This window comes from Lactobacillus sp. ESL0225, assembly GCF_003692905.1.
In the GTDB taxonomy this organism is placed as follows: domain Bacteria; phylum Bacillota; class Bacilli; order Lactobacillales; family Lactobacillaceae; genus Lactobacillus; species Lactobacillus bombicola.
On the sequence record NZ_REHK01000008.1, the window covers coordinates 162,568 to 186,800 of the forward strand.

A 24,233-nucleotide genomic window follows, 5' to 3' on the forward strand; every position below is an offset into this window, starting at 1 on the left:
AAAAAATTTATTGTAATAATCGCTCAACTATTTGGAACAAAAAATAGCCGCATATCCATTTTAATGAATATGCGGCTAAGTTAAATTTGTTATATAAATATGTAATGTAACACTAGAAATATTTCATGTTCTTACAGCTTGCCACCAAAGACCGGAAAATGACTAGCTGAACCGTAATCTAATCCGCTAAGTTGTGCCAAGGATTCCATATCCTCGTCAGTAATTGTAAAATCAATTTCGGCATTTTGCTTAATGTGTTCTAACTGCGCAGCTTTTGGCAATACTACTGTATCAAGCTGCCAATCATATCTAATACACAATTGTGCAACCGAAACATGATATTTTTGCGCCATCTTTACAATTATAGGATTATTTAAAGCCGCTCCATGAGCAACTGGAGAAAAAGACTCAACTATTATGCTATTATTTTGCGAAAAATCAATTAAATCTTTTGGCGTTGCTCCAATATGACACAAAATTTGGTTTACCATCGGTTTAGTGTCACTGTTATCAATTAAGTTTTGTAAATCTTTTTCCTCAAAACTAGAAACACCAATTGCCCGAAGTTTTCCAGCTTTAACAGCATCCTCTAAGGCTCCCCAAGTTTCAAGGTTTCCTTGAAAATGCCGATCCGTTGATTGATTAACTTCTACCCATGGTTGAGGATTATGAATAATCATCATGTCAAGATAATCTAAACCCAGCTTTAGTAAAGTATCATCAATTGATTTTTTGGCTTCAGCATAATTTTTAATTTCGGCTGCTACTTTAGAATTAATAAAAATTTCTTCACGCTTAATTCCAGAATTTTTGACACCTTTCCCAACTCCAGCTTCATTACCATAAGCCTGAGCCGTATCAATGTGACGATAACCCATTTGAATTGCCATTTTAACTACATCTGTGACTTGTTGATTAGATATTTGCCAAGTTCCTAAAGCTAGCTTAGGAATTTTAACACCATTATTTAAAGTTAAGTTTTCATTTAATATCATAATTTTCCCTCCATTATCTTAGTTTAACCCTTCAATTCAACTTTAAGTCAAGTAAAATTAATCACTTTCATGTTAAAGAACATTGCTTATTTTGCTATTCTTTCGCTACAATAAAGTTTAAACTTAAATAAAAGAGGTATTAATTATGAAATCAATTTATTTAGTCCGCCATGGTCAAACCTTGTTTAATGTTCAGCATAAAATTCAAGGATTTTGTGACTCTCCACTGACAGAACTTGGTATTAAACAGGCCCAAGCTACTAAAAAAGAATATTTTGAAAAACTAAATATACCACTAGATGAAGCCCACAGTTCTACTTCTGAAAGAGCAGTTGATACATTGAAACTAATTACTAATTTGCCATTTAAAGTGCATAAAGATTTACGTGAATGGAATTTTGGTACTTATGAGGGGGAAGGTGAACACCTTAACCCACCGCTGCCATATAATGACTTTTTCGTACAATTTGGTGGTGAATCACAAAGACAATTAACCGAGCGCATCAATCAAGCTATTACAACTATTGTCACAACTTCTACCAAAAAACATATTCTAATCGTTTCTCACGGCGCGGCGATTGCGAATTTTTATAAAAAATGGGCTGCATATAATTCCTTTGAACGTAAAGATCGGATCAAAAATTGTTCCGTTCTTAAATATAATTTTAGTAATGGGGTTTTTCACTTCCAAGAAATATTTAATCCGGATTGTTAATTATAAAAACAGCACTAAGCTATAAGATAGCTTAGTGCTGTTTCACTTATTATTTAACATCCATTTCAATAAAGTTCCTCATTGATGGTCGTTAGGCTATTTTATCTTATTTAAAGCATCATTGACTGCATCTTTTAATCCACGACTTGAACTCGATGCTCCTGATACTGTATCAACATCTACTTTATTTTGCCTTATCATCTCAGCTGGCATCGTCTTAATGGCCTTTAAGCCATAGTCATCAGATTCTGCCTGCTTTAAAACTTCAATATTTTTTAAATTTTTCTCTTCATCCACTGTTACACGAACAACTATTTCGTCACCCATCCCTCGACTAGATCTACCTATGTATTGATTCTTAGTGGTCGGATAATCTTCTTGTTTGAGATCTGAAGTTAGACATACCTCATGTTCTGAAGTACCAGTAGCAATATCCACAGAAGCGTCTCCTTCTTTTCTTTGAGCAGCTTCTTCACCAGCAATTTTACCCCAAATCAAACACTCAGCTAGGTTACCTCCACCTTGATATTGATTTGCGCATAGTCCTCCTAATTCACCTGCTGAATACAAGTGAGGAATTGGTTTCCCTTCTGTATCTAAAACTTCAGCTTTAGTGTTTCTTCTTGGTCCACCTTGAGTATTAAGCACTGTTTGTTCCAAACCAACAGCATAAATCTTTTTACCAGTTAGTGCACAAATCGTTGTCGGATCACGTCGAAATTCTGGATCATTTTGTTCTTTCGCTGATTGATTAAATCGTTTTAACGTATCGCTAAGAATTTCAGGATCAACATCAATTTTTTCAGCTAATTGCTCTATTGAATCTGCAGAAATCACATTTTGAGTATATATCTTGTATTCACCAATAATTTCATCAGCATCAAGTTCTTTCTTTTTTGTTTCATCAAAAATAAGATACGGATGTTCTTGATTTAAGGGCACTTTCCATTGACCATGGTTTTTAATATGTCCATGTCTATTTTCTTCAGCTTCATTGAAATATCGTGTACCGTCATCACCAACAACTAATGCGCTTCCTGTTGAAACAACTTTATTTTGCTGACCAAGGAGTAAACGAGCACGCTCACCTTTTGGCACTGCAAAAGCCATACCATGAAGTAATCCAAGTGCTTCGAAATTATTCATATGCCAAAAATCAGCCCCAACTTCTTGTGACATACGAATACCGTCACCCTTATTATAAAGTGTACCCAATGGTGCTAGATTTTTAGCCCCTAAGTAATCTTCTACCATTTGTTGATTATTTTCGAAACCACCCGTAGCCAGAACAACACCATTTTTTGCTCTGACACAAAGTAACTTCCCATTACGCTTGATAGCAACACCAGTAATTTGATGGCTTTCGTTATCCTGGACTAACTTTTCAGCAGGTGTATTATACAAAACGTCGATTTGATCTTGACGTTTAATTACTTGATCTTTTAAAACTTGCCACAAAGATGCATCAAAATAGCTTTTACGAACAGTTGTGTAGTCATATGATTCAGAGCCCTTTAATTCAGGGTATTCTCGATAAGAGTCACTTAGTTCAGGTGCATATTCTTTTGCACTGCATGGTTTTGTTTCTAAGTATTTAGCAACAAAATTGGGCATATCAATCATTCCCTTAACAAAAGTATCAATCATATCTTCGTCAAGAGACATTGGTGCCGTTAAATTTTGGTAATATTTTTTAGTACTAGCAAAATCGCTTCCTGTACCAATTAATTGAGCTGAATAACGTGTGTTACCACCCTCATGTCCTTCTGGCGCACTATCTACTAAAAGAACCTTTGCACCATTATCTGCAGCAAATCTGGCGGCAACAGCACCAGCACCACCAAAACCTAATACAACGACATCATAAGTTGCATCCCATTTAACTTTTTTTGTATTAATCATAAAATTTCTCCATTTATTAATTAATCTTGCCTACATTTTCATTTAACACTATAATTTAATGTATGTTAAATGCTTAGTTATTAAAATTAATATTACTAAATAGGAATAGGCGCTAAATATGAATAATCGATTACTACTGTTTTTAGAAACCATTGAAACTAGTAATTCTATTTCTGAAGCTGCACAAAAGCTATATTTGACACAGCCATACATTAGTCGCGTTATAAAAAAATATGAACAAAAATATAATGTTATTTTAATTGATAGAAATTCATATCCAATACAAATAACTCCTGCTGGTCATCTTTTAATTAAACACTTGCGTAAAAGTTTACAATTAGAAAGACAATTTGAAGTAGAAGTTCACCAATTCCAAAATAAGCATTTTTCTACTTTACGAATGGGTATTACCCCTCCTTTAGGTCAAAACTTCAACTTAACAATACTACCTAAATTATTAAAAAAATTTCCCGCTTTAAACACCGAAACTATTGAAATAGGCACGATAGAAGCAAAAAAAGCATTTCAGGACTATCAACTAGATTTATTTGTTGGCAATATTATTCATCTTCCTAATACTGAATGTGAACAAATATATACCGATAAACAGGTCTTGGTTTTAAGCAAAAACTCCCATTTATATCATCCTCATAAAAAGGAAATTCAAGTAAGTCCACAAGAATTGCAACAACTTAATCACGAAAATTTTATTGTAGTTGATAGTCAGCAAGGCTATCAAGAAATTGTTGATAATTATTTTTATGAAATGGGAATTAGTTTTTACCCTAAAATTCATGTTCGAGATTCCATCACTGCTCTCAAGCTTGCTGGAAAAGGACTTGGCAATATGTCAACTTGTTTAGAAGCTGTTCAAAATACTTGCTACAGCAATATTAACTACATTAAATTACCTTCTGATAAAGTTAAAATTGACTTTTCTATTACTACCGCTAAAACTAACAAAAGTCTATCACTTGAAATAACCTACGTTAAAAACATATTGAAGAAATTATTCATATCAAATATTCTTGTATATTGATGTTAATTTTAAATAACTATTTAACGCAAGGATATCTGAAAAGGTATTAATTCTGAAGAAAAATATGATGAAATTTTTGTACTACTATTTACACCATTAGATATAAAAAAGGCCAACTCCTTAATCGAGTTAGCCTTTTTTATATATTTTATAAACTAAATAGCAATTATTCTAAGTTTAATGAACTCTTATCAAAAGCAACAGACTTGATTTGGTCATCGATTGATGGGGTACCAAGCCAAGTAATCATTTCCTTCATTGAGTTAGTGATTGCTTCAGTACCAGGAAGAAGAAGCTTACGTGGGTCATAACCCTTGTTAGCCTTATCTTCATCCTTATGAGCTTCAAAGTACTTACGAGTTGCTTCTTGGAAGGCTAATTGGAATTCAGTGTTGATGTTAACCTTTGAAATACCAAGTGAAATAGCCTTCTTAACTTGTTCTTCAGGAATACCTGAACCACCGTGTAATACAAGAGGAACTGAAACTGCATCAGCAATTTCCTTTAACCGATCAAAGTTTAATCCCTTCCAATCACTTGGGTAAACACCATGAATGTTACCGATACCACAAGCAAGCTTGTCAACACCAGCAGCTACAAAGGCTTTAGCGTCTTCAACAGATGCAAGTTCTCCACCTTCTGAACCTTGATTTTCACCAATTTTACCAATTTCAGCTTCAACTGAAATTCCACGTTCATGTGCTAATTTAACAATTTCCTTAGTCTTGGCTAAGTTTTCTTCAGTTGGTAAAGCATGACCATCAAACATAACAGATGAATAGCCAAGAGCAATACATTCTTTAGCTGCTTCAAAGTCACCGTGATCCAAGTTCAAAACAACTGGTACAGAGATTCCCATTGCGTCAATTGAATCTTCAACAATATCCTTAGCTATCTTGTAGCCACCCATATACTTAGCTGCACCCATTGAAACTTGAATTAATACTGGAGTTCTAGTTTCTTCAGCCGCTTGTAAAATTGCACGTGTCCATTCTAAGTTGTTAGTGTTGTATGCACCAACTGCATAGTGGTTCTTACGAGCATCTTTAAAAATTTGGTTACCATTATCTAAATATGCCATTGATAATTTCCTCCTATAAAACTTACAGTCTCATTGTACCGTAATAATTAATTGTTGAACAAGCTTTTAATCAATGTAAGCGTTATTTTTTGAAAATGATTAGTTTTACATTTCTTTAGGAGCATTAACACCTAATAATCTAAGTGCTTCTGTTAAAACAATTGATGTTGCCTGAACTAAAGCTAGACGGGCAATAATTTGCTGATCATCAGTTAAGATTTTTACATTGGCATAGTATTTATTGAATTTTTTGGCTAAATCTAACGAATATTTAGCAATGATTGATGGCTCAAATTTGTCACAACTACGGGCAATTATTCTTGGAAAATCAGCTAAAGCTTTTGCTACGGCAAAAGACCAATCATCATTAAGAGCAATATTATTCAGATTTGGCTTTTGCCCTAATTTTGCTGCTTTGCGCAAAACACTTTGGGCACGAGCATTTGTATATTGAACATATGGACCAGTATCTCCTTCAAAACGGACAACTTCTTCTAAATCAAAGTCAAAATTTTCTGTCCGCTCATTTTTTAAATCATGAAAGACAACTGCGCCAACACCAACATCATGAGCAACCTGTTCTTTATGTGCTAAGTCGGGATTTTTTTGTTCAATTTGTTTACCAGCCAAGCTAACAGCATCCTGTAATACTTGATCAAGAAAAATTACGTTACCTTTTCTTGTAGATAATTTCTTGCCATTCTGAGTAATTAAACCAAACGGCACATGGTATATCTCATCTGCCCAGTCATAACCCATCTTTTTCAAAACAGTCTTTAATTCTACAAAGTGATGTGATTGTTCGTTACCAACTACATAAATCATCTTTACAAAATGATAAGTATTCATTCGGTATATTGCAGCAGCTAAATCACGTGTTAAGTAAATACTAGTACCATCAGATTTAACAATCATGGCTGGATTTTCATCTTTACCCATATCAACAACTTGAGCACCTTGAGACTCATGCAAAAGTTTCTTTTGCTTCAATTCATCAATTACTGGTTGCATTTTATCATTGAAAAATGCTTCCCCTTTATATGAATCAAAGGTTACACCTAATTCTTGATATATCCGTTTAAAATCAGCCAAAGAAACTTCACGGAACCATTGCCATAGTTCAACTGCTTCTTGATCTCCTGCCTCAAGTTTTTTAAACCATGATCTGCCTTCATCATCAAGTTCTGGATTCTTTTCCGCTTCTTCATGGAATTTAACATAGTATTTAAACAGACTCATAATCGGATCTTTTTTAACGTCTTCTTCGACACCCCAGTGTTTATATGCCGAAATCAATTTACCAAATTGAGTACCATAATCACCTAAGTGGTTAATTTTAATTGGATTATAACCAACCTTTTTTAAAGTTTCAGCAATTGAATTACCGATCACAGTTGACCGCAAATGACCCATTGACATTGGCTTGGCAATATTAGGGCTAGACATGTCAATAGGTACATTACCTTCACCTAATTTTTGATCACCGTAGTGCTCTTTTTGCGCCAAGACTTCCTGCAAAGTTTGTGTAATTAATTTTTCGTGATTAATTGCAAAATTGACATAAGGGCCAACTGCTTGAATAGTTGAAAAGTCTGCACTTTTGAGATTTGCAGCAATTGATGTGGCAATTTCAACTGGATTTTTGTGTACTATTTTAGCTAAGGCAAAAGCTGGAAAAGCATAGTCACCCATTTTTTCATTTTTCGGTCTTTCAATTAATTGATTAATTTTCTCTTTTGGTAGATCGACTTGACTTGCAACTAGGTCAACTACCTTACTTTTAAAATCCATTTTTACCTCCAAAATAATAAAAAAATCTCTTCCTTCTTTACAAAGGAAGAGACGAGATTTTACCCGCGGTACCACTCTAATTGATACAAAGTATCCGCTTTAACTTTTTTGTTTTATCAGTTAGACACGCCTTCATACACTAATCTAGTTCGTCTTACACCAACGCGAACTCGCTAAGTAGATTAGATGCTTACTACTTCTAACAGCTTCAAAGTGATTATAGCAGGAAAATTTATCTAAGCCAATACTTTTAATTATTTTTGATAATTACTTTCGTACCATAAGGAATATTTTTCATTAACCAATTTGAATCAGAAACACTTAATCGAATGCAACCATGAGAACCTGCCTTAATTCCCAATTTTCTTGCTTCTGTTATATTATATCGACCATTACTTTTTGTCGGTACGGAATGAAAAAGATACTCATCTTTTTCATCCCAGCTAGTCCAATTATTGGCTCCTTCATTTAATTCAGGGTTATAAAATGAGGTGCCACGATTATAGTTAATCTTAAAATTACCAGTAGGAGTTAGCGATTGGCCATTTTTATAAATACCACTACTTGCCAACATTGTATATACTCGCTGACCATCTCGCAAAATATATACTCGATTGCCCTTAAGCGAAACTCTAATTGTTAAATCATTTTCTAATCGCTTAATATTAGGATATCGCTTCATTTCACTTGACTTACGCCAATTATAGGGCCGACGCAAATCTTCAGGGTCTTTATAGGGGCGATAAGAAGCGGCTGTCTTTTTTTTAATTATTGTTTGATGCCTTTGATTTACTTCATTTGCAGTAGGAGGCATAGAAATTCGCGCTAAACTGATAATACCAATTAATATAATCAAACAAATTGTAAGCGGTTTTAAAATATTATTTTTCATTCTGCGTAAACCTCTACTAATTATAATAAACTTTATTCCAGATAATTATTATTTATGTACTCTAATTAGCGTATTTTTTCATTAATTCAGGTAGCAATGCACTAATCCTTGTCGGACGAACTATATAATTGTTACTTGCAAGTTCATCACCTGCTAAAGAATGTAAATAAACTGCTGCTAAGACTGTGTCAATATTTGACCCAAACTGGGCAACAAAACCACCAATTATTCCAGTTAAAGTATCGCCCATTCCACCTACAGCCATTTCAGGGTTCCCGAGTGGATTAAGATAAACATTACCTTTAGCATCATAAATCTTGGTATGATTACTTTTTAAAACCAGAATAGCATTTTCACGAGGAAAAAGAGTCTGTAACGCAGTCAAGTTAGCTTGATCAGCTTGAAACGGAATATGAATTTGACTAAGGCGCTGCCATTCCATTTGATGCGGCGTAAGTACCACTGTGCCTGCACTACTTGGAACTAAGCTATGATCTTGCGCTAGCAAATCTAAAGCACTAGCATCCAAAATTAGAGTTTGTGTTTTAGCAATCGTTTCTTTAATCATAATTAAAATGTTTTGAGCAAACAAACTATTACCCAGACCAGGTCCACATACAATAACATCCATTTTTTTGATTATTTCAGCTAAATTGCGCTGGCGCCAGTCGACATACATTACTTCAGGAAGTCGAGCATGTAAAGCAGCAGCATTGAGCGAATGGGTTACCACGGTTACTAGACCTGCGCCACTATTTAATGCACCTTCTGCTGACATAATGATTGCTCCGCCATAATTTTCATTACCGCCAATAAGTAATATCCGACCAAAATTACCCTTATGTGTATTACTGGAACGTTTTTTAATTACTCTGGTCAGCATTTCTTGTGAAATTTCTATCACTTAAATTATCCCCCAAAAAGCCAACGCCAAAATCTAACTAAAAAGTTAACTCGATCAGTCGCTTCCAAAGCTTTAGCAGGTATTTTTAGACCATTAGGATTGGTCAAAGAAATTAATTTCTCGGGTCCAGCTTCAAAACTATATTCACTGACAACCTGATTTTCTTTCACTGGTGCCTCTACAGCAGTTTGCGTCAAATTCACTTTTAATTTTTGATCGATCGGTACCCAAACTTCACTAGCCTTTTTAATTCCTATGCTAATTTGCTTAGCTTTACCGGAGTTGACTTGTATACCAGTTCTACCCATAATTACTTCATTTTTCCTAAAAATAACCGGATGATAATGCTTGAATATATATTCAAATAACTTACTCGTTTCTTCAAAGCGTGAAGGATCTGTCCCATTAATATGACGTGCTCCCATGACTACTGTTATCAATCTAACTCCCTTATGCTTTGCCGTAGCTATAAAACAAGCACCTGCAGCATCAGTTGTTCCTGTCTTTAAGCCATCAACATTTATTTTTGAATGATATTGCGGCAAAGTTTTCAGCATCCAATTAAAATTAGTCATTGGAGTCTTAAAATTTTGATCAATAAAATTTAATCGCGGCAATTTGGTTGTCTTAATTACAAATGGGTAGTCATTAATCAAATGACGTCCAACAATCGCCATATCCTTGGCTGACATAGTATTTTCAGCATTCTTTGTTGCTTGCGGATAAGCATCTGAACCAACACTTTTGTTTGGTAACCCACAAGTTGTATAAATCTGAGCATCTGTTATGCCCCATTTTTGCAGTTGCTCACGCATCATTTTGACAAAAATAACTTGTGAACCGCTGATTGCTTGGGCTAACATCATTGCTGCACCATTTGCAGATTCAATTAAAGTTGCTTGATAAAGTTGCTTGATAGTATATGAATGACCATAACGTAGCGGTACATTAGAAAAATCACGATTATTTGAAATTGATACAATTTGATGCGTGGGTTGAACAGTAGTTGTCCAAGTGATTTTCTTTTCTTCAATTGCTTTTAGGGTCAAATAAACGGTTACTAATTTTGTCATAGAAGCGATTGGTAAAGGCTGATTAATATTTTGTCCGTATAATAATTGACCGGTTTTGCTATCAATTGCTATCGCCGATTTAACTTTTAAGTTTAACTGATTGTTGCAATAATTATTCGGTAGTTCTTGAGCGATAACTACTTGAGTGGGTACCATTAATCCCCAAACGATTACAAGTACTCCAATTATTTTTTTAATTTTATGCTTCAAAATAATAATCTCCTTTCAAAGCAAAATTTCAATTTATTTCCGTTTTATGCTTACATTTTACCAAATTTTTGGTATTATTATTACTAGATTAAAAATATTAGGCCCCGATGGCGGAATTGGCAGACGCGCAGCGTTCAGGTCGCTGTTTAGGTAACTAAGTGAAAGTTCGAATCTTTTTCGGGGCATATAGATTCCAGGTAAAAGTTAAGTGGTTTTTAACTTTTTTATTGCCTAAAAAGATGGCAAGCCAATTAATATTGATAACTATAAATAAAAATCGTTGAGTAATAAAACTCAACGATTTTTATGCTTTAATATGTAATTTTTGCAGTATTAGCACGATCTTATCGCCCAAAATTCTCTGAGCTAAATTCGATTTAATTGCTGCTATGCTGTAAACTACTGCACCAATAACTACAGAAACTAGAACAATTACGACTGCCTGCCAACGATTAGAAACTTGTAAGAACAGCCCTAATCCTTTTTCAGTTATTAAAACCGCTATAAACATCATTATCGAAAAAACAGTAATACCAATAAAACGTCTACTTGTGCGATTTTGGTTAAAGTCGAATGTAACGCGCAAATGCCTAAGAGCAAAAAAGATAATAGTAAGCATCCCCAAATTAGTTGCAATCAAAGGACCATAAATTTTAAATAAATAAATCATTGGATATTGCACAACTAATTTGATAATCAATCCTAAGACTAAATACTTAATAGCTAACGAATTTTCTGAAAGTCCCTGTAAAATAGCCATTAATACAGTAAATAGCCCTAGCGTAATTGCTGTAAAGGATGACAGATACAACACATTCGATCCCAACTGATCAAAGCCATAAAAAATTGTATAAATAGGTGTTGAAATAGCAGCCATCCCAAAAGCAGCTGGTATCATAATAAACAAGAACAAATCAAGTGTGTTGCTTACTTGCTCAGAAATATTTTTGATATCTTTTTTAGCTTTTGCTGCTGACAAAAGTGGAATTGCTGTTACCGCCATAGCACTGGCTAAGGATACAATAATCATAATTAACTTATTAGCATTAAGTGCAAATAACGCATACCAAGTTTCAATTGTATTATCACTGGCTTGCACCAAACTGGCAATCATTGGATGAAAAGTATACTGGTCAACCAAATAAAATAACTGAATTCCAGCATCAATAATAATAAAGGGGATGGCTTGAGCAATTATTTCTTTAAACAGTGATAATGTAGAAACTTGAATTTGCTTATTTGAGTTTTCAACTAAATAATTGACTTCTTTGCGTCTTGACAGTAAAAACCAAACTAAAATTGCAATACCAAAAATAGCGCCTATTGCAGCTGCCAAGTTGGATTGAACAACTGCACTAACAAAATCCCCATGTTGCACTTGCATGATTATATATGCCGTTAAAAGCATCCATATTACACGAGCCAATTGTTCGATAAATTGTGACATGGCTGAAGGCATCATATCAGCATATCCTTGAAAATATCCCCGCATAATACTTAACACAGGAATAACTAAAATTGCATAAGACAAGCTACGCATTACTGCAACTTGTCTAGGATCACTACGTGATCCATTTGAAGCTAAAAAGGGGGAGGCAAAATACATAATGCCTGCCGAAATTATTCCCATAATAACCATTAAAATTAATCCACGACGAAATAATTTTCGACCTACTCCATATTCATTTAATGCGTTATATTTTGCTACCTGTTTAGCAACAGCGCCAGGAATACCAGCAGTTGAAATCAAAATAAAAATACTATAAATATTGTAGCTTCTAGCTGTTAATGCATTAGCAATATTACCATACTGCCCCATCCAACTGAACCACGGAATAATGTAAAGCGCACCTAAAATACGTGAAGTAATAGAGCCAAAAGTCATCCATGCACTTCCCTTAATAAAGGTGTCTTGCGTGTTGGGTTTGGTTAAATTATTTTCTTTCATTAATGTTTCCTAAATCTAATGTACTAATAACTATCTTATTTTGAATCAACAGTTATAATTAACAACAACTATGATAACTACTTTAGGAAAAATTAACTTTATTTAGCTACAATATTGACAATTTTGTTGGGTACAACGATTATTTTTTTCACGTCTTTACCGTCCAAAAACTTTTGAACATGTGGTAAAGCCAATGCTTCTTTTTCTACTTCAGCTTTAGGGCTATCTTTTGCCACCTTGAAATTGCCCCGCAATTTACCATTTACCTGAACCATAATTTCAACATTAGTTTCAATTAACTTTGCAGGATCATAAGTTGGCCATTTAGCAAATGTGATAGATTCTTCATGACCCAAAATTTGCCAAATTTCTTCCATCATATGAGGAGCAATTGGCGCAACTAATGTAATAAAGCCTTCAGCATATTCCCGTGGGATTGTTTGCACCTTCTGCGCCTCATTCACAAAAACCATTAATTGAGAAATTGCCGTATTAAAGTGCAGGGCATCAAAATCTTCAGTAACTTTTTTAACCGTTTCATTATAAACTCTGTCTAGTGCACCATCATTATCTGCTACAATATTTTCCTTTGGAATTGCTTCAAGATCAAGATCGTTAACAAATAAACGCCAAATCCGGTCTAAAAACTTCTTAGTTGAAGCGGGACCATTATCATCCCAATCAATTGAAGCATCTAGTGGTCCCATAAACATCTCATACATTCTAAGACTATCTGCACCATATTCTTCAATCACTTCATCTGGATTGACAACATTTCCCTTCGACTTAGACATTTTTTCATGATCTTTTAAAATTAAGCCTTGATTATAAAGCCGCTTAAATGGTTCTTCCTCTGGTACAACTCCCAAATCATATAAAACCATGTTCCAAAATCTTGCATAAAGCAAGTGGCGAACGGCATGTTCAGCCCCACCAATATATAAATCAGTCGGCATCCACTTTTTAAGCAATTCATAATCGGCTAATTTTTGATCATTGCGAGGATCAATATAACGCAAGAAATACCAGGAAGAACCTGCCCAATTAGGCATGGTATTAGTTTCACGCTTACCTTTACGCCCATTTTTATCTACCACATTAACCCAATCAGTTAAATTAACTAAGGGGCTCTCTGGAGTTCCAGAAGGTTTAATGTCAGTTGCATGGGGTAAGACAAGTGGTAACTCATTTTCAGGAACTAAACTAGTTTCACCATCCTCCCAATGGATAACTGGAATCGGCTCGCCCCAATAGCGCTGACGCCCAAATTCCCAATCACGTAACTTATAATTGACCTTTTGTTGACCAACATGGTGTTCTTCCAACCAAGCCAGCATTTTTTCCTTAGCAGCGGCAATGTTTAATCCATCTAAAAATTCAGAATCAAAATGGACCCCATCAGCTGTGTATGCTTCTTGATTAACATTTCCACCTTTAATAACCGCTTTAATTGGTAATTTGAATTTTTGCGCAAATTCATAATCCCGCGTATCGTGGGCAGGTACTGCCATGACAGCTCCCGTACCATAACTTGCTAAAACATAATCGGCAATCCAAATTGGAATCGGTTGATCATTTACCGGATTAATTGCATAAGCGCCAGTAAAAACACCGGTTTTATTTTTATTAAGATCGGTTCTCTCTAAATCAGACTTTGATTCAATTTCTTTTAAATAGTCCGCTACATCTTCTTGATGCGCTGAAGTCGTAATCTGCTTAACTAGTTTGTTTTCCGGTGCTAAAACCACATAAGTAGCACCAAATAAAGTGTCAGGTCTAGTAGTAAATACATTAAAGGTGGCAGCTGAATTTTGCACCTTAAAGGTAATTTGTGCACCTACCGAACGGCCAATCCAATTACGTTGCATTTCTTTAATATTTTCTGGCCAGTCAAGATCATCTAGTCCGGCTAAAAGACGATCAGCGTATTTAGTAATGCGTAACATCCATTGCTTCATATTGCGTCGATAAATTGGAAAGCCACCACGTTCAGTTTTACCATCAACAATATCCTCATTGGCAACTACTGTCCCTAAATCTGGCGACCAATTGACTGGAACTTCAGCTTCATAAGCCAAACCATTTTTATACATTTGCTCAAAAGTCCACTGTGTCCATTTATAATATTTTGGATCACTAGTAGAAACTTCACGATCCCAATCATACGAAAAACCTAATTTATTTAGCTGACGCTTAAAATTAGCAATATTTTCCTTAGTCACAATTGCAGGATCTTGACCAGTTTGCAAAGCGTATTGTTCAGTGGGCAACCCAAAAGCATCCCAACCCATTGGGTGAAGAACGTTATAACCTTGACTCCGTTTCATCCTTGAAATAATATCAGTAGCAGTATAGCCCTCAGGATGCCCAACATGTAAACCCTTGCCAGATGGAAACGGGAACATATCTAAAGCATAATAATTTTTGCGTTTTGGATCTGCTCCTGTTTTAAAAGTATGATTTTTAGCCCAATACTTTTGCCACTTTTTTTCAACAACCTTATGATTATACATAATTTACCTCATAAAAAAAATCCTATGAAACATCATAGGACGAATAATCGCGGTACCACCTAAGTTTCACGCTTCTAGCGTGACCCCTCATTGCTCCTTAACGCGGATAGCATACGTTAGGTATTACTCAGGCTAAGTTCACTATCTATTCTGCAAGTCTTACACCACCCGACTCTTCTCTGTAGCAAAACAAAATAGTTACTAGTTCCCAATCCTTTGCTTAATTAATGATTATAATTTACCACATTTACTAAAAAAAGCAAAGAACTAAAAATTTCTATTAATTATCAGCTTTCGCTATTTGATTTTCGGTATTACCAATCGCAGGTCATGACCTACTTTATTTTTTAATGAATAATGATTATAATTTAACAGAAATGCAAAAAAATAAAAGGAGAAAGTTATTGATTACTGACAATCATTCAAAAAAAGATACAATCATACCGGCTACTATTTTTTTAATTTTATATTCGGTTTGGGCAATGCTCGTTGCATCTGGAACCCAGTTTATCCATCATTTCGATCAGAATATTATTGCCATCATTTGTAATAATAATCCTGCCAATATCAAATTTGCTACAACATTTACAGTTATAGGAAATACAAGTGTTATAACATTTATAACAATTATCATTTGCTTAATTTTATTTATTTTTAAAAAATACGCTTATATGTATTTTACTGCTGGCACAATGATTGCCGCAAATGGCTACAACTGGATTAGCAAGCATGCAATTGCACGTCCTCGTCCTTCTGTGCACCATCTAGTTGAAGCACATGGCTATAGTTTCCCATCTGGTCACTCAGTTGGTAGTGCCACCCTCTTTGGAATTCTAATTGTTTTAACACTTTTATTAGTAAAAAATAAAGCCGTAAAAACTATTCTCTGTATCGTTTGGCTTTGCTTTCCGCTTTTAATCGGTTACACTAGAATATTTAATCATGTGCACTATCCTTCTGACGTACTAGGCGGATTTTTAGAAGGAATTACTTTTGTCTTAATAGGATATTCTTTTTTATATCATTATCATTTAGAAAATTAAAAAAGGCGTCAACCAGTTAATGGTTAACGTCTTTTTTGTTATTCTATTTTACTTTATCAATTAATGTTGTTGCTTTTTATAAATAAAATTGAAAATAATTGATAGACCAATTGCTACTAAAGAAATAAAATAAACACCCTTTAAGCCATTAAAGAGAACTTGTCTTAACTGCGGAATAAGATTAGGTGCTAATTCTTTTGCTTTTTCAGCAGAGACAATTTTATTCATCATTGCTTGAGTCAATTCTGGTTTCTTAGCTATCTGACTAGTAACTACCGTATTAAAAGTAATTCCATATATCGATACTAACATTGTCTGACCTAGATAGCGCATTAAGGTATTAAAAGATGTAGCAACTCCAACATTTTTTGGCTCAACTAAAACCTGCGACCGTACTTGTGCAGCCGTGATAATTGAACCAAAACCAAAGCCATTCATAGTAGCAATTACACAAAAGAGCCAAAATGGTGTTTGCAAAGGTAGCAAAAGTAATAATACATCAGCAACTAAAAGTAGTGCTAACATTCCAAATAAGGTTCTCCGTATACCCCAGCGACTCAATATTGCACCAATTACAAATGAACCCACTACCCACATTACCGAACTAGGAGTGACAGCAAAACCAGCCACAGTTGCTGAAGTACCGTTAATCCCCTGCATCCAAGTTGGAATATAAAATTCAAAACCAATAACAACACCAGAAATTAGTAATGTTATCATATTTATGGCTTGAAACTCGCGATCTTTTAAAATCGATAGCGGCATAATAGGATCAGTGGCATGCTTTTCTACTATATAAAAGGCAATCGCACTTATAATAACAAAGGCGATTAGCAAGCCAACAAAAATGGGATTTAACGAACTCAATTCTTGCAGGGTAAACATTAATGCCAAAAGCATCGTAACTAACCAAAATGTGCCCTGAATATCCAATTTATTTCTCTGTTTTTCTCTTGCTTCGTGCAAGAAGATCACTACCAATACAAAGGCAACAAAGCCAATTGGAACATTGATATAAAATACCCAGTGCCATGACAATTTTTGTACAATAAATCCACCCAAAAGTGGTGCAATTACTGAAGCTACACCCCAAAAACCAGAGTTAAGTCCCAGCATCTTGGCCCGCTTATCAATGCTATATAAATCAGCGATAATGGTCATAGCAACTGGTTGAACTGCACCTGAACCTAATCCTTGGATAACGCGGAATAAAATCAATTCAATCATATTATTTGCTTGACCACATAGAGCAGAACCAATAACAAATAAGGCTATTCCAAACAAAAAAATAGGTTTACGACCAATGCTATCTGCTAGTTTTCCATATAGAGGAGTTGATACAGCAGTCATAAAGAGAAAGATAGAAACCACCCAATTCATGATTTCTAAACCATTAAGATCAGAAACTATTGTGGGCATTGCCGTTGAAACTATCGTCCCTTCAATAGCAGTCATAAAAGTGGTCATAAAAATGGCAAGTGTAATTATAGGTACATTCGTTTTTTTCAAAATAATCTATCCTTTATTTTTTTTAATATAATTCAATATATCTTGAACTTTATCTGTTTTCTCCCAAGGTAAATCAATATCGGTACGACCAAAATGACCATAAGCAGCCGTCGGCTCATATATGGGCCGACGCAAATCAAGCATGTTAATAATTCCTGCTGGCCGTAAATCAAAAACGTGCCGTACAGCTTCAGTTAATAATTCATCACTTACTTTACCAGTTCCAGCAGTGTCAATCATAATTGATACTGGATTAGCCACACCAATTGCATAAGCAAGCTGCACTTCGCAGCGATAAGCCAAACCCGCTGCTACAATATTTTTTGCAACATAACGAGCAGCATAACTAGCACTACGATCAACTTTAGTTGCATCCTTACCTGAAAAGGCGCCTCCACCATGACGTGCATAGCCACCATATGTGTCAACGATGATTTTTCGTCCAGTTAGTCCAGAGTCACCTTTAGGACCTCCAATTACAAAACGACCAGATGGGTTAATCAAGAAGGTAGTTTGATTATCAAGATACCTAGCAGGAATAACTTTTTTAATCACTAGGTTAATCATTGCCTGTTGAATTTCTTCATTCGAAACTTCAGCATCTGTTTGCGTTGAAATAACAACAGTATCAACGCGTTTAGGCTTATTGTTTTCATCATATTCAACTGTGACTTGAGCTTTAGCATCTGGCTCTAGCCAAGTTAAAGTATTATCCTTACGTAGCTTAGCTACTTGTTGCATTAATTTATGGGCTAAGGAAATCGGCAATGGCATTAATTCAGGAGTCTCTTTGACGGCAAAGCCAAACATTAAGCCTTGATCTCCTGCCCCAATTTGATCTAAGCCATCAGCACTAGCCTTATTTTCACGAGTTTCTAGCGAGTGATCTACGCCTTCAGCAATATCTGCTGATTGCTCATCAATATCTAACAATACAGCACAGTTATTGCCGTCAAAACCCAATTCAGGCTTATCATAACCTATTCTTAAAACAGTCTTTCGAACAACTTTTTGAATATCAACGTATGCACTAGTTGATATTTCGCCAAATACATAAACAATACCGGTGTTCACAATGGTTTCACAAGCCACATGGGCATCAGGATCTTGGGCAATAATCGCATCTAAAATTGCATCTGAAATTTGATCAGCAACTTTATCAGGATGACCTTCAGAAACTGATTCTGAAGTAAATAAACGTTTTTCCATAATAGTCCCCCTATAGATTTAAATAGCTCTTCGGTTACAAGGCATCTCCAACATTGGATCCTTTCAGGACTTGAACCGATATAATAAATTCGTTCTTGCTACAAAAAAAGACTACCGCAGATTCGGTAGTCTAGAACGATGGAGGATACAGGGCTCGAACCTGTGACCTCCTGCTTGTAAGGCAGATGCTCTCCCAGCTGAGCTAATCCTCCAAAGTGTGACCCGTACGGGATTTGAACCCATGTTACCGCCGTGAAAGGGCGATGTCTTAACCACTTGACCAACGGGTCAGATGCTGAATCCGAGTAAATTCAACTATTAGCTTAGAAGCTAAAATTAAAAATACGCGCACCCAATTATATTATTCCATAAATAACGCTAATTACCGTTATTTATGGAGGATACAGGGCTCGAACCTGTGACCTCCTGCTTGTAAGGCAGATGCTCTCCCAGCTGAGCTAATCCTCCAAAAAGGTGACCCGTACGGGATTTGAACCCATGTTACCGCCGTGAAAGGGCGATGTCTTAACCACTTGACCAACGGGTCGTGTTCTGAATCAAAAGCACATTCAATAGTATACTAGATAAGAAACAAAATGCAAGAGTAAAACTTAAAAAACTTATTAATTTAACTAATAATTGCAAAAGCAATTCTTTACATAAAAAAAGATGTATTCCTACATCCCTATAATTATAATGGAGGATACAGGGCTCGAACCTGTGACCTCCTGCTTGTAAGGCAGATGCTCTCCCAGCTGAGCTAATCCTCCAGTTATTAATAATTGCTACTCTTAAAACTTTAGCATAAGATTTATTTTTTGTCTAGAATTTTTTATTTTCAGAGGGCATATTCATTTTTTAAAAAATATGAGAAAATTATTGCTTAGGAAAACAATTTTGCATTGTCATATCTACTTATAAGGAGGATTAAATGCTCTATTTCTTGAAAAATACTTTTACTAGTATCACTTTTTATCAATTTTTTCTTGCTCTCTTACTCATTATTATTCTTTTTCATTGGCGCCAGCAAGCCTTAAGTCTACTTAAAAGAACCTTTTACCTTGGTAACACTTTTAAACAGCACTATCATTTCTTACAGTCAGCTTGGTTTTGGCTGGGAATTGGCTTTATCTTATCCACATTGTTTTTCAGTTTAGGCCTAAATTTAACAAACAATGATGTTACAGCAATTGCAACTATTGTAATTAATTCACTTACAGCACTAGGAACACTGGCAGCTGTTTAGACAAACCTTTATCTTTACCATAAAGACTCCCAAAAGAAAGTAGCAGTGAATGTTGTCAGTACTTATAGTGCTCAAGCACGCGATAAAAACGCTGATATTAATTTTGAGGCCTATGCAATTAATCTTTCCAAATTCACTTTAAGATTAAAGTTTGCTGGTTTCATACTTTCCAATGGTTATGGTAACTATGATGTAAAAGGTGGCAGCGAGCATGCAGAATTGGTTAAAAACGGCGGTCAGACTAAAATTTATTTTGCGCATAATCATAGTATCCAGCAAATTTTGAAAAAAATACAAGTTCAGCGTTTAGCTAACTATTCAACTGAACAATGTCAAGGGCTTAATCAAGATCAATTCAAGTTAATTGCTGTTTTTCATGAAGAAGACAGTACTGAGCAAAACTACTCTTTTACAACAAATATTGATTTGACTACAGCTGCGTTTTGGCAAGAAATTAAACATTCCGCTAGCTCAAAGCAAAGGCGGCAACAAAAACTTAGATAAATATAGTTACATTTACTTTATAATATTTATGCTTTTGCAGTTCCTAGAAATGTTAATTATATTTTGGAAACATATATCGATGCCTTAAGGCAAAACCGATATAATTTTTGATATTAATGTAAGCGCTATAATAAAAACAAATGTAATTTTATAAAAAATAAGATAATACCTACTTAATTATTAATAAGGAGAATTAATTATGGCAAAAAAGAAATGCGGTATTTGCGGTAAAGAGTTGGGCTTTTGGGATAACAAAATGCCTTTGAAAGATGGTGTAATTTGCTACCCTTGCCTTTTTAATAAAGGTAACTTTTATGGCGGTGCTGATCAAAGACATATGAATGGTTTTTTAAATAGCCATACTGCTGCAGAAATAAAAGAATTAATGGATAATCCGGTAAAATTAGAAACCATCAAAAGAAAAGTTGCCCCTGTTAATCACCATCACTGTAAACCTATAGCACAATGTGCATTCTGTGGACAAGACATTTATAAAGACGATGCTCCTTTGGAATTCAAAGATTCTGCCTATATCTGTTTAGACTGTGCTGCTAAGTATAGAGCTACTAAAGCATATAACTGGGCTTCTGAACATACGATTGAAAATTTCAAAGAATCTATTAATCAAAAAATAGATTTTAATGATATCAATTTTAAAAATGCACATAATGCACATAAGGAACTAAAAGAAATAGAGCAAGAAAAGGCAAAAAAGAAATGCAATATTTGCGGTAAAGAATTAGGCTTTTGGAGCATTGAGCATCCTATAAAAGATGGAATAATTTGCGACAGCTGCTTTGAAAAAGGTAGCTTTTATAAAGATACTGATCCTAAAAAAATACGTAAATTTTTGCAGACTAAAACTGCCATAGAGATCCAAAAGTTGATTAATAATCCAGAAGAATTACAAAATATTAAAAAGAAAGTTGCTCCTAAAAAGCATAGCTTCCCTCCTATAACAAAATGTGCACTTTGTGGTCAAGATATTTATCGTAGTGACGCTTATCTAAAGTTAAAAGATTCTTCCTATATTTGTGCAAACTGCAAAAAGAAATATAATTTTACATCAATTAGTAAATCTATTGACTGGGCCTCTGAACATACAATCGATGATTTGAAAGAATATCTTGATCAAGGTAAAGATTTTAGTGACATTGAATTAGAAATAGAACAACAAAGACAAAAGAGGTCAGCAGAGAAAGAACAAGAAAAAGCAAAAAAGCAAGCAGAAAAAGAAAAAGAAAAGGCAAAAAAGCAAGCAGAAAAAGAAAAAAGAAAACAAGAACAGGCCGCCATAAAAGCAGAATCTGTTTGCTATGGGGCCTACTACTTTAATATTAAAAAAAGAAAGATTTATTCAAATACGGTATTTCATGGGATAGAATTTTTCGTAAATGCTGACGAGATCGTTTCATATCGTGTGAATGAAAAAGGTCATGACAAAAATAAACATCATGTCTTCACTCGTGCAGCTGTCGGTGCCATCATTGCTGGACCAGCCGGTGCAGTTATTGCCGGCACCACTGGTGGAAAAATAAATGAATATATTGATGAGCTAGGCGTAATTATTAACCTAGCTGATGGTAGCAATTTTGAAGTTAGTCTCTTAAACGCTAAAAATAATAAGGCAGACGGTTTTTTTGTTAGACATGCATATTCAGAATTAAACCATGTCATTGCAATTCTAGATGGCTGGAAAGCCACGGAAAAAGCCGTCGAAGATACCAAGGATAACACTGATGCCCCAGCAGAAATACGCAGATATAAACAACTAATGGACGATGGCATCATTACCCAAGAAGAATTCGAGGCAAAGAAGAAGCAACTGCTAGGACTTTAATGCGTCGCACACAAAGCCAGTGACAATAGACTTTGAACATCTTTTGACATTTACATCACATCCTTTCAATTTGAAGTAAAAAATAAGCAGGCTCACGCTCTGCTCATAATCAGTATAGTTATTTTTATATGCCTAATTCTTTTTCTAAAGCCTTAGACATAAGCTTACTATAATTAATATTTTTCTTATCTGCTGCATCAGCAAGATATTTAGGTATAGTAAGATTTTTTCTAACTTTCTCATGTTTTACTGTACTTTCAATTTCTGCTTTTGTTACTTCAAAAGGTAATTGAAAAGCCTCATCGTATTCTGAACTATTAAAGTCAACATGTTTTTTTAGTTCAGTAGGCTTAGGAAAATTTGTTTTACCATCTAAAGCTAGAATTAACGCATCTTTGCCGTAATTGTAAGCTTCAGCAGGAGTTGCACCAAAAGTTATTGCTTCAGGAAAATCTTCAAATTTAACTTCCCAAACATTATCTGCAATATTATGTAATAATGTCCCAAAATATTTATACGTCATTTTTATACCTCTTCTCTCATAGGAGTACACCAAACAAGGGTCATCTAAGCCCTGCTTGCTTCATCATGGAATGTTCAATTCCTTTAGGCAATTCTCGTGAATGCATTGGAACTATAACCTGTCTAGTTCCATTTCTGTATTTTGCATGAGAGCCTGTTTGTGAAACTTTTACAAAACCATTTCTTTTTAACAGTTTCACAAATTCTTTTGTTTTCATCGGCATTGGTGTTCCCTCCTCGCAAAAATTATTATGCACTATAAGTGCATAAAAGTAAAGAAATATTTTGAAAAAATTATATTTTTTCAAGAATCTAAAATATTGGTACGGCTACATATTTATCAAGCTTGGCATGTGCTAACGCACACGGGATCACCCCCACATCAGTGGAGAACACTAATGATATATATAAACTACGTAATCAAAATTTTTACTCAAGAAAAATTTGAAGCCAAGAAAAAACAATTGCTAGGACTTTAATCTATTGTCCACAGTGCCAGTACACAAAAAATTATAATATACAAAAAGCCGTAAGATAAAATCTTTGCGGCTTTTTTATTAAAACTATTATTATTAATAGTGACCCTGCAAAAAAGACAAAGTGCATAAGATTGGATTACGCCACAAGCAATCCTACAAAAGGGCTAATAATGCTTAAAAAAATTATACAATCCAGAAGTGACATTGAACATAATGTTGTACAAACTTAAATAGTTACTTACTTCTACTAAAGAAGATACGATAACACCATACACATATTTCAAGGCTACTATTATCGACTTTCATTACTTGCTAGGGTGGCGGAATTGGCAGATGCACGGGACTTAAAATCCCGCGGTTGGTTTTCAACTCCGGTCCTCGGCATATAATGACGCACCCTTAGCGCAACTGGATAGAATATCTGATTATAAATTTGATTTTTTACATTTGCCGTGCGAAAGTAAATAAAAAGGCTAGATACATTGCTGTATTAGCCTTTCATTATTATATAACGGAGTGTGAGAGATTTGAACTCTCGATACAGGTAAAGCCCATATACATGATTTCCAATCATGCTCCTTAAGCCACTCGGACAACACTCCAAGAAACTCCGGCTGTCAGACTCGAACTGACGACATCTTGATTAACAGTCAAGCGCTCTACCAACTGAGCTAAGCCGGAATATTAAAAAAAGCACGGCAACGTCCTACCCTCGCAGGCAGTCTCCCACCAACTACTCTCGGCGTTAAGAAGCTTAACTTCTGTGTTCGGCATGGTTACAGGTGTTTCCTTCTTGCTCTTGCCACCGTACTTCTTTT

General features: G+C 34.9%; 19 protein-coding genes, 8 tRNA genes, 1 rRNA gene and 1 riboswitch. Of the genes, 7 read left to right on the forward strand and 21 right to left on the reverse strand.

Annotation, left to right across the window (positions count from 1 at the left end; genetic code table 11):
• Nucleotides 1–131: 131 nt before the first annotated feature.
• Nucleotides 132–995: an aldo/keto reductase gene (locus F5ESL0225_RS05625; RefSeq protein WP_199688767.1), complete on the reverse strand. Its 864-nt coding sequence runs from the start codon at nucleotides 993–995 to the stop codon at nucleotides 132–134.
• Between the two features lie 145 nt (nucleotides 996–1,140).
• Between F5ESL0225_RS05625 and F5ESL0225_RS05630 the strand changes: the two genes are divergently transcribed.
• Nucleotides 1,141–1,710: a histidine phosphatase family protein gene (locus tag F5ESL0225_RS05630; RefSeq protein ID WP_369931593.1), complete on the forward strand. Its 570-nt coding sequence runs from the start codon at nucleotides 1,141–1,143 to the stop codon at nucleotides 1,708–1,710.
• Nucleotides 1,711–1,806: 96 nt separating this feature from the next.
• On the opposite strand, the gene F5ESL0225_RS05635 is transcribed toward F5ESL0225_RS05630, so the two are convergent.
• A complete protein-coding gene (locus F5ESL0225_RS05635) occupies nucleotides 1,807–3,612 on the reverse strand; it encodes an FAD-binding protein (RefSeq protein WP_122022012.1) in 1,806 nt (601 codons plus the stop codon).
• Nucleotides 3,613–3,730: 118 nt separating this feature from the next.
• Here F5ESL0225_RS05635 and F5ESL0225_RS05640 point away from each other — a divergent pair, with 118 nt between their 5' ends.
• The gene (locus F5ESL0225_RS05640; protein ID WP_122022013.1) at nucleotides 3,731–4,651 is read left to right on the forward strand and encodes a LysR family transcriptional regulator; all 921 of its coding nucleotides are present in this window, start codon (nucleotides 3,731–3,733) and stop codon (nucleotides 4,649–4,651) included.
• A 166-nt stretch (nucleotides 4,652–4,817) separates the two neighbouring features.
• Here F5ESL0225_RS05640 and fba read toward each other — a convergent pair whose 3' ends face one another.
• The 5 genes from fba to F5ESL0225_RS05665 form a co-directional block, all read right to left on the reverse strand.
• A complete protein-coding gene (fba, locus tag F5ESL0225_RS05645; protein WP_118896372.1) occupies nucleotides 4,818–5,732 on the reverse strand; it encodes a class II fructose-1,6-bisphosphate aldolase in 915 nt (304 codons plus the stop codon).
• Between the two features lie 105 nt (nucleotides 5,733–5,837).
• A complete protein-coding gene (gene argS / locus F5ESL0225_RS05650; RefSeq protein ID WP_122048048.1) occupies nucleotides 5,838–7,523 on the reverse strand; it encodes an arginine--tRNA ligase in 1,686 nt (561 codons plus the stop codon).
• Nucleotides 7,524–7,773: 250 nt separating this feature from the next.
• Nucleotides 7,774–8,415, reverse strand: coding sequence for a L,D-transpeptidase (locus F5ESL0225_RS05655; RefSeq protein ID WP_122022015.1), 642 nt, complete (start codon nucleotides 8,413–8,415; stop codon nucleotides 7,774–7,776).
• 61 nt (nucleotides 8,416–8,476) lie between these two features.
• Nucleotides 8,477–9,319, reverse strand: a complete 843-nt coding sequence (locus F5ESL0225_RS05660) for an NAD(P)H-hydrate dehydratase (protein ID WP_122048049.1) — start codon at nucleotides 9,317–9,319, stop codon at nucleotides 8,477–8,479.
• 5 nt (nucleotides 9,320–9,324) lie between these two features.
• Entirely contained in the window at nucleotides 9,325–10,608 is a 1,284-nt protein-coding gene (locus F5ESL0225_RS05665; RefSeq protein ID WP_369931600.1) for a serine hydrolase, read from the reverse strand.
• 95 nt (nucleotides 10,609–10,703) lie between these two features.
• Between F5ESL0225_RS05665 and F5ESL0225_RS05670 the strand changes: the two genes are divergently transcribed.
• Nucleotides 10,704–10,787, forward strand: a tRNA-Leu gene (locus F5ESL0225_RS05670).
• 119 nt (nucleotides 10,788–10,906) lie between these two features.
• On the opposite strand, the gene F5ESL0225_RS05675 is transcribed toward F5ESL0225_RS05670, so the two are convergent.
• A complete protein-coding gene (locus F5ESL0225_RS05675; protein WP_122022017.1) occupies nucleotides 10,907–12,550 on the reverse strand; it encodes a polysaccharide biosynthesis protein in 1,644 nt (547 codons plus the stop codon).
• A 98-nt stretch (nucleotides 12,551–12,648) separates the two neighbouring features.
• Complete coding sequence (gene leuS, locus F5ESL0225_RS05680; RefSeq protein ID WP_122048050.1) at nucleotides 12,649–15,063, reverse strand: leucine--tRNA ligase; 2,415 nt, start codon at nucleotides 15,061–15,063, stop codon at nucleotides 12,649–12,651.
• A 377-nt stretch (nucleotides 15,064–15,440) separates the two neighbouring features.
• On the opposite strand from leuS, the gene F5ESL0225_RS05685 reads away from it, so the two are divergent.
• The gene (locus F5ESL0225_RS05685; RefSeq protein ID WP_233554105.1) at nucleotides 15,441–16,106 is read left to right on the forward strand and encodes a phosphatase PAP2 family protein; all 666 of its coding nucleotides are present in this window, start codon (nucleotides 15,441–15,443) and stop codon (nucleotides 16,104–16,106) included.
• 60 nt (nucleotides 16,107–16,166) lie between these two features.
• Here F5ESL0225_RS05685 and F5ESL0225_RS05690 read toward each other — a convergent pair whose 3' ends face one another.
• From F5ESL0225_RS05690 to F5ESL0225_RS05720, 7 genes are all read right to left on the reverse strand, one after another.
• Nucleotides 16,167–17,615 carry an MDR family MFS transporter gene (locus F5ESL0225_RS05690; protein ID WP_122048052.1) on the reverse strand — a complete coding sequence of 483 codons (1,449 nt, stop codon included), beginning with the start codon at nucleotides 17,613–17,615 and terminating at the stop codon, nucleotides 16,167–16,169.
• A 6-nt stretch (nucleotides 17,616–17,621) separates the two neighbouring features.
• The gene (gene metK, locus F5ESL0225_RS05695; RefSeq protein WP_122048053.1) at nucleotides 17,622–18,824 is read right to left on the reverse strand and encodes a methionine adenosyltransferase; all 1,203 of its coding nucleotides are present in this window, start codon (nucleotides 18,822–18,824) and stop codon (nucleotides 17,622–17,624) included.
• Nucleotides 18,822–18,905: riboswitch (SMK box riboswitch) on the reverse strand. It overlaps the preceding gene by 3 nt.
• Nucleotides 18,906–18,963: 58 nt before the next feature.
• Nucleotides 18,964–19,036, reverse strand: a tRNA-Val gene (locus F5ESL0225_RS05700).
• 6 nt (nucleotides 19,037–19,042) lie between these two features.
• Nucleotides 19,043–19,114, reverse strand: a tRNA-Glu gene (locus F5ESL0225_RS05705).
• Nucleotides 19,115–19,219: 105 nt separating this feature from the next.
• Nucleotides 19,220–19,292 (reverse strand) — tRNA-Val (locus tag F5ESL0225_RS05710).
• Nucleotides 19,293–19,299: 7 nt separating this feature from the next.
• Nucleotides 19,300–19,371: transfer RNA gene (locus F5ESL0225_RS05715), tRNA-Glu, on the reverse strand.
• A 150-nt stretch (nucleotides 19,372–19,521) separates the two neighbouring features.
• Nucleotides 19,522–19,594: transfer RNA gene (locus F5ESL0225_RS05720), tRNA-Val, on the reverse strand.
• 161 nt (nucleotides 19,595–19,755) lie between these two features.
• On the opposite strand from F5ESL0225_RS05720, the gene F5ESL0225_RS05725 reads away from it, so the two are divergent.
• From F5ESL0225_RS05725 to F5ESL0225_RS05735, 3 genes are all read left to right on the forward strand, one after another.
• Nucleotides 19,756–20,070: a hypothetical protein gene (locus F5ESL0225_RS05725; protein ID WP_122022022.1), complete on the forward strand. Its 315-nt coding sequence runs from the start codon at nucleotides 19,756–19,758 to the stop codon at nucleotides 20,068–20,070.
• A 45-nt stretch (nucleotides 20,071–20,115) separates the two neighbouring features.
• Nucleotides 20,116–20,574, forward strand: a complete 459-nt coding sequence (locus tag F5ESL0225_RS05730) for a hypothetical protein (protein ID WP_122048054.1) — start codon at nucleotides 20,116–20,118, stop codon at nucleotides 20,572–20,574.
• Nucleotides 20,575–20,773: 199 nt separating this feature from the next.
• Entirely contained in the window at nucleotides 20,774–22,414 is a 1,641-nt protein-coding gene (locus tag F5ESL0225_RS05735) for a DUF4428 domain-containing protein (RefSeq protein WP_122048055.1), read from the forward strand.
• Between the two features lie 124 nt (nucleotides 22,415–22,538).
• Here F5ESL0225_RS05735 and F5ESL0225_RS05740 read toward each other — a convergent pair whose 3' ends face one another.
• The 5 genes from F5ESL0225_RS05740 to rrf all read right to left on the reverse strand — a co-directional run bounded on the left by F5ESL0225_RS05740 (nucleotide 22,539) and on the right by rrf (nucleotide 24,225).
• Nucleotides 22,539–22,937: a type II toxin-antitoxin system HicB family antitoxin gene (locus tag F5ESL0225_RS05740; RefSeq protein WP_118896383.1), complete on the reverse strand. Its 399-nt coding sequence runs from the start codon at nucleotides 22,935–22,937 to the stop codon at nucleotides 22,539–22,541.
• A 40-nt stretch (nucleotides 22,938–22,977) separates the two neighbouring features.
• On the reverse strand, nucleotides 22,978–23,160 hold the full coding sequence (locus F5ESL0225_RS05745) for a type II toxin-antitoxin system HicA family toxin (protein ID WP_122022025.1): 183 nt from the start codon (nucleotides 23,158–23,160) through the stop codon (nucleotides 22,978–22,980).
• A gap of 767 nt (nucleotides 23,161–23,927) precedes the next feature.
• Nucleotides 23,928–24,017 (reverse strand) — tRNA-Ser (locus tag F5ESL0225_RS05750).
• A gap of 6 nt (nucleotides 24,018–24,023) precedes the next feature.
• Nucleotides 24,024–24,096, reverse strand: a tRNA-Asn gene (locus F5ESL0225_RS05755).
• A 12-nt stretch (nucleotides 24,097–24,108) separates the two neighbouring features.
• Nucleotides 24,109–24,225, reverse strand: a 5S ribosomal RNA gene (rrf, locus tag F5ESL0225_RS05760).
• Nucleotides 24,226–24,233: the final 8 nt, after the last annotated feature.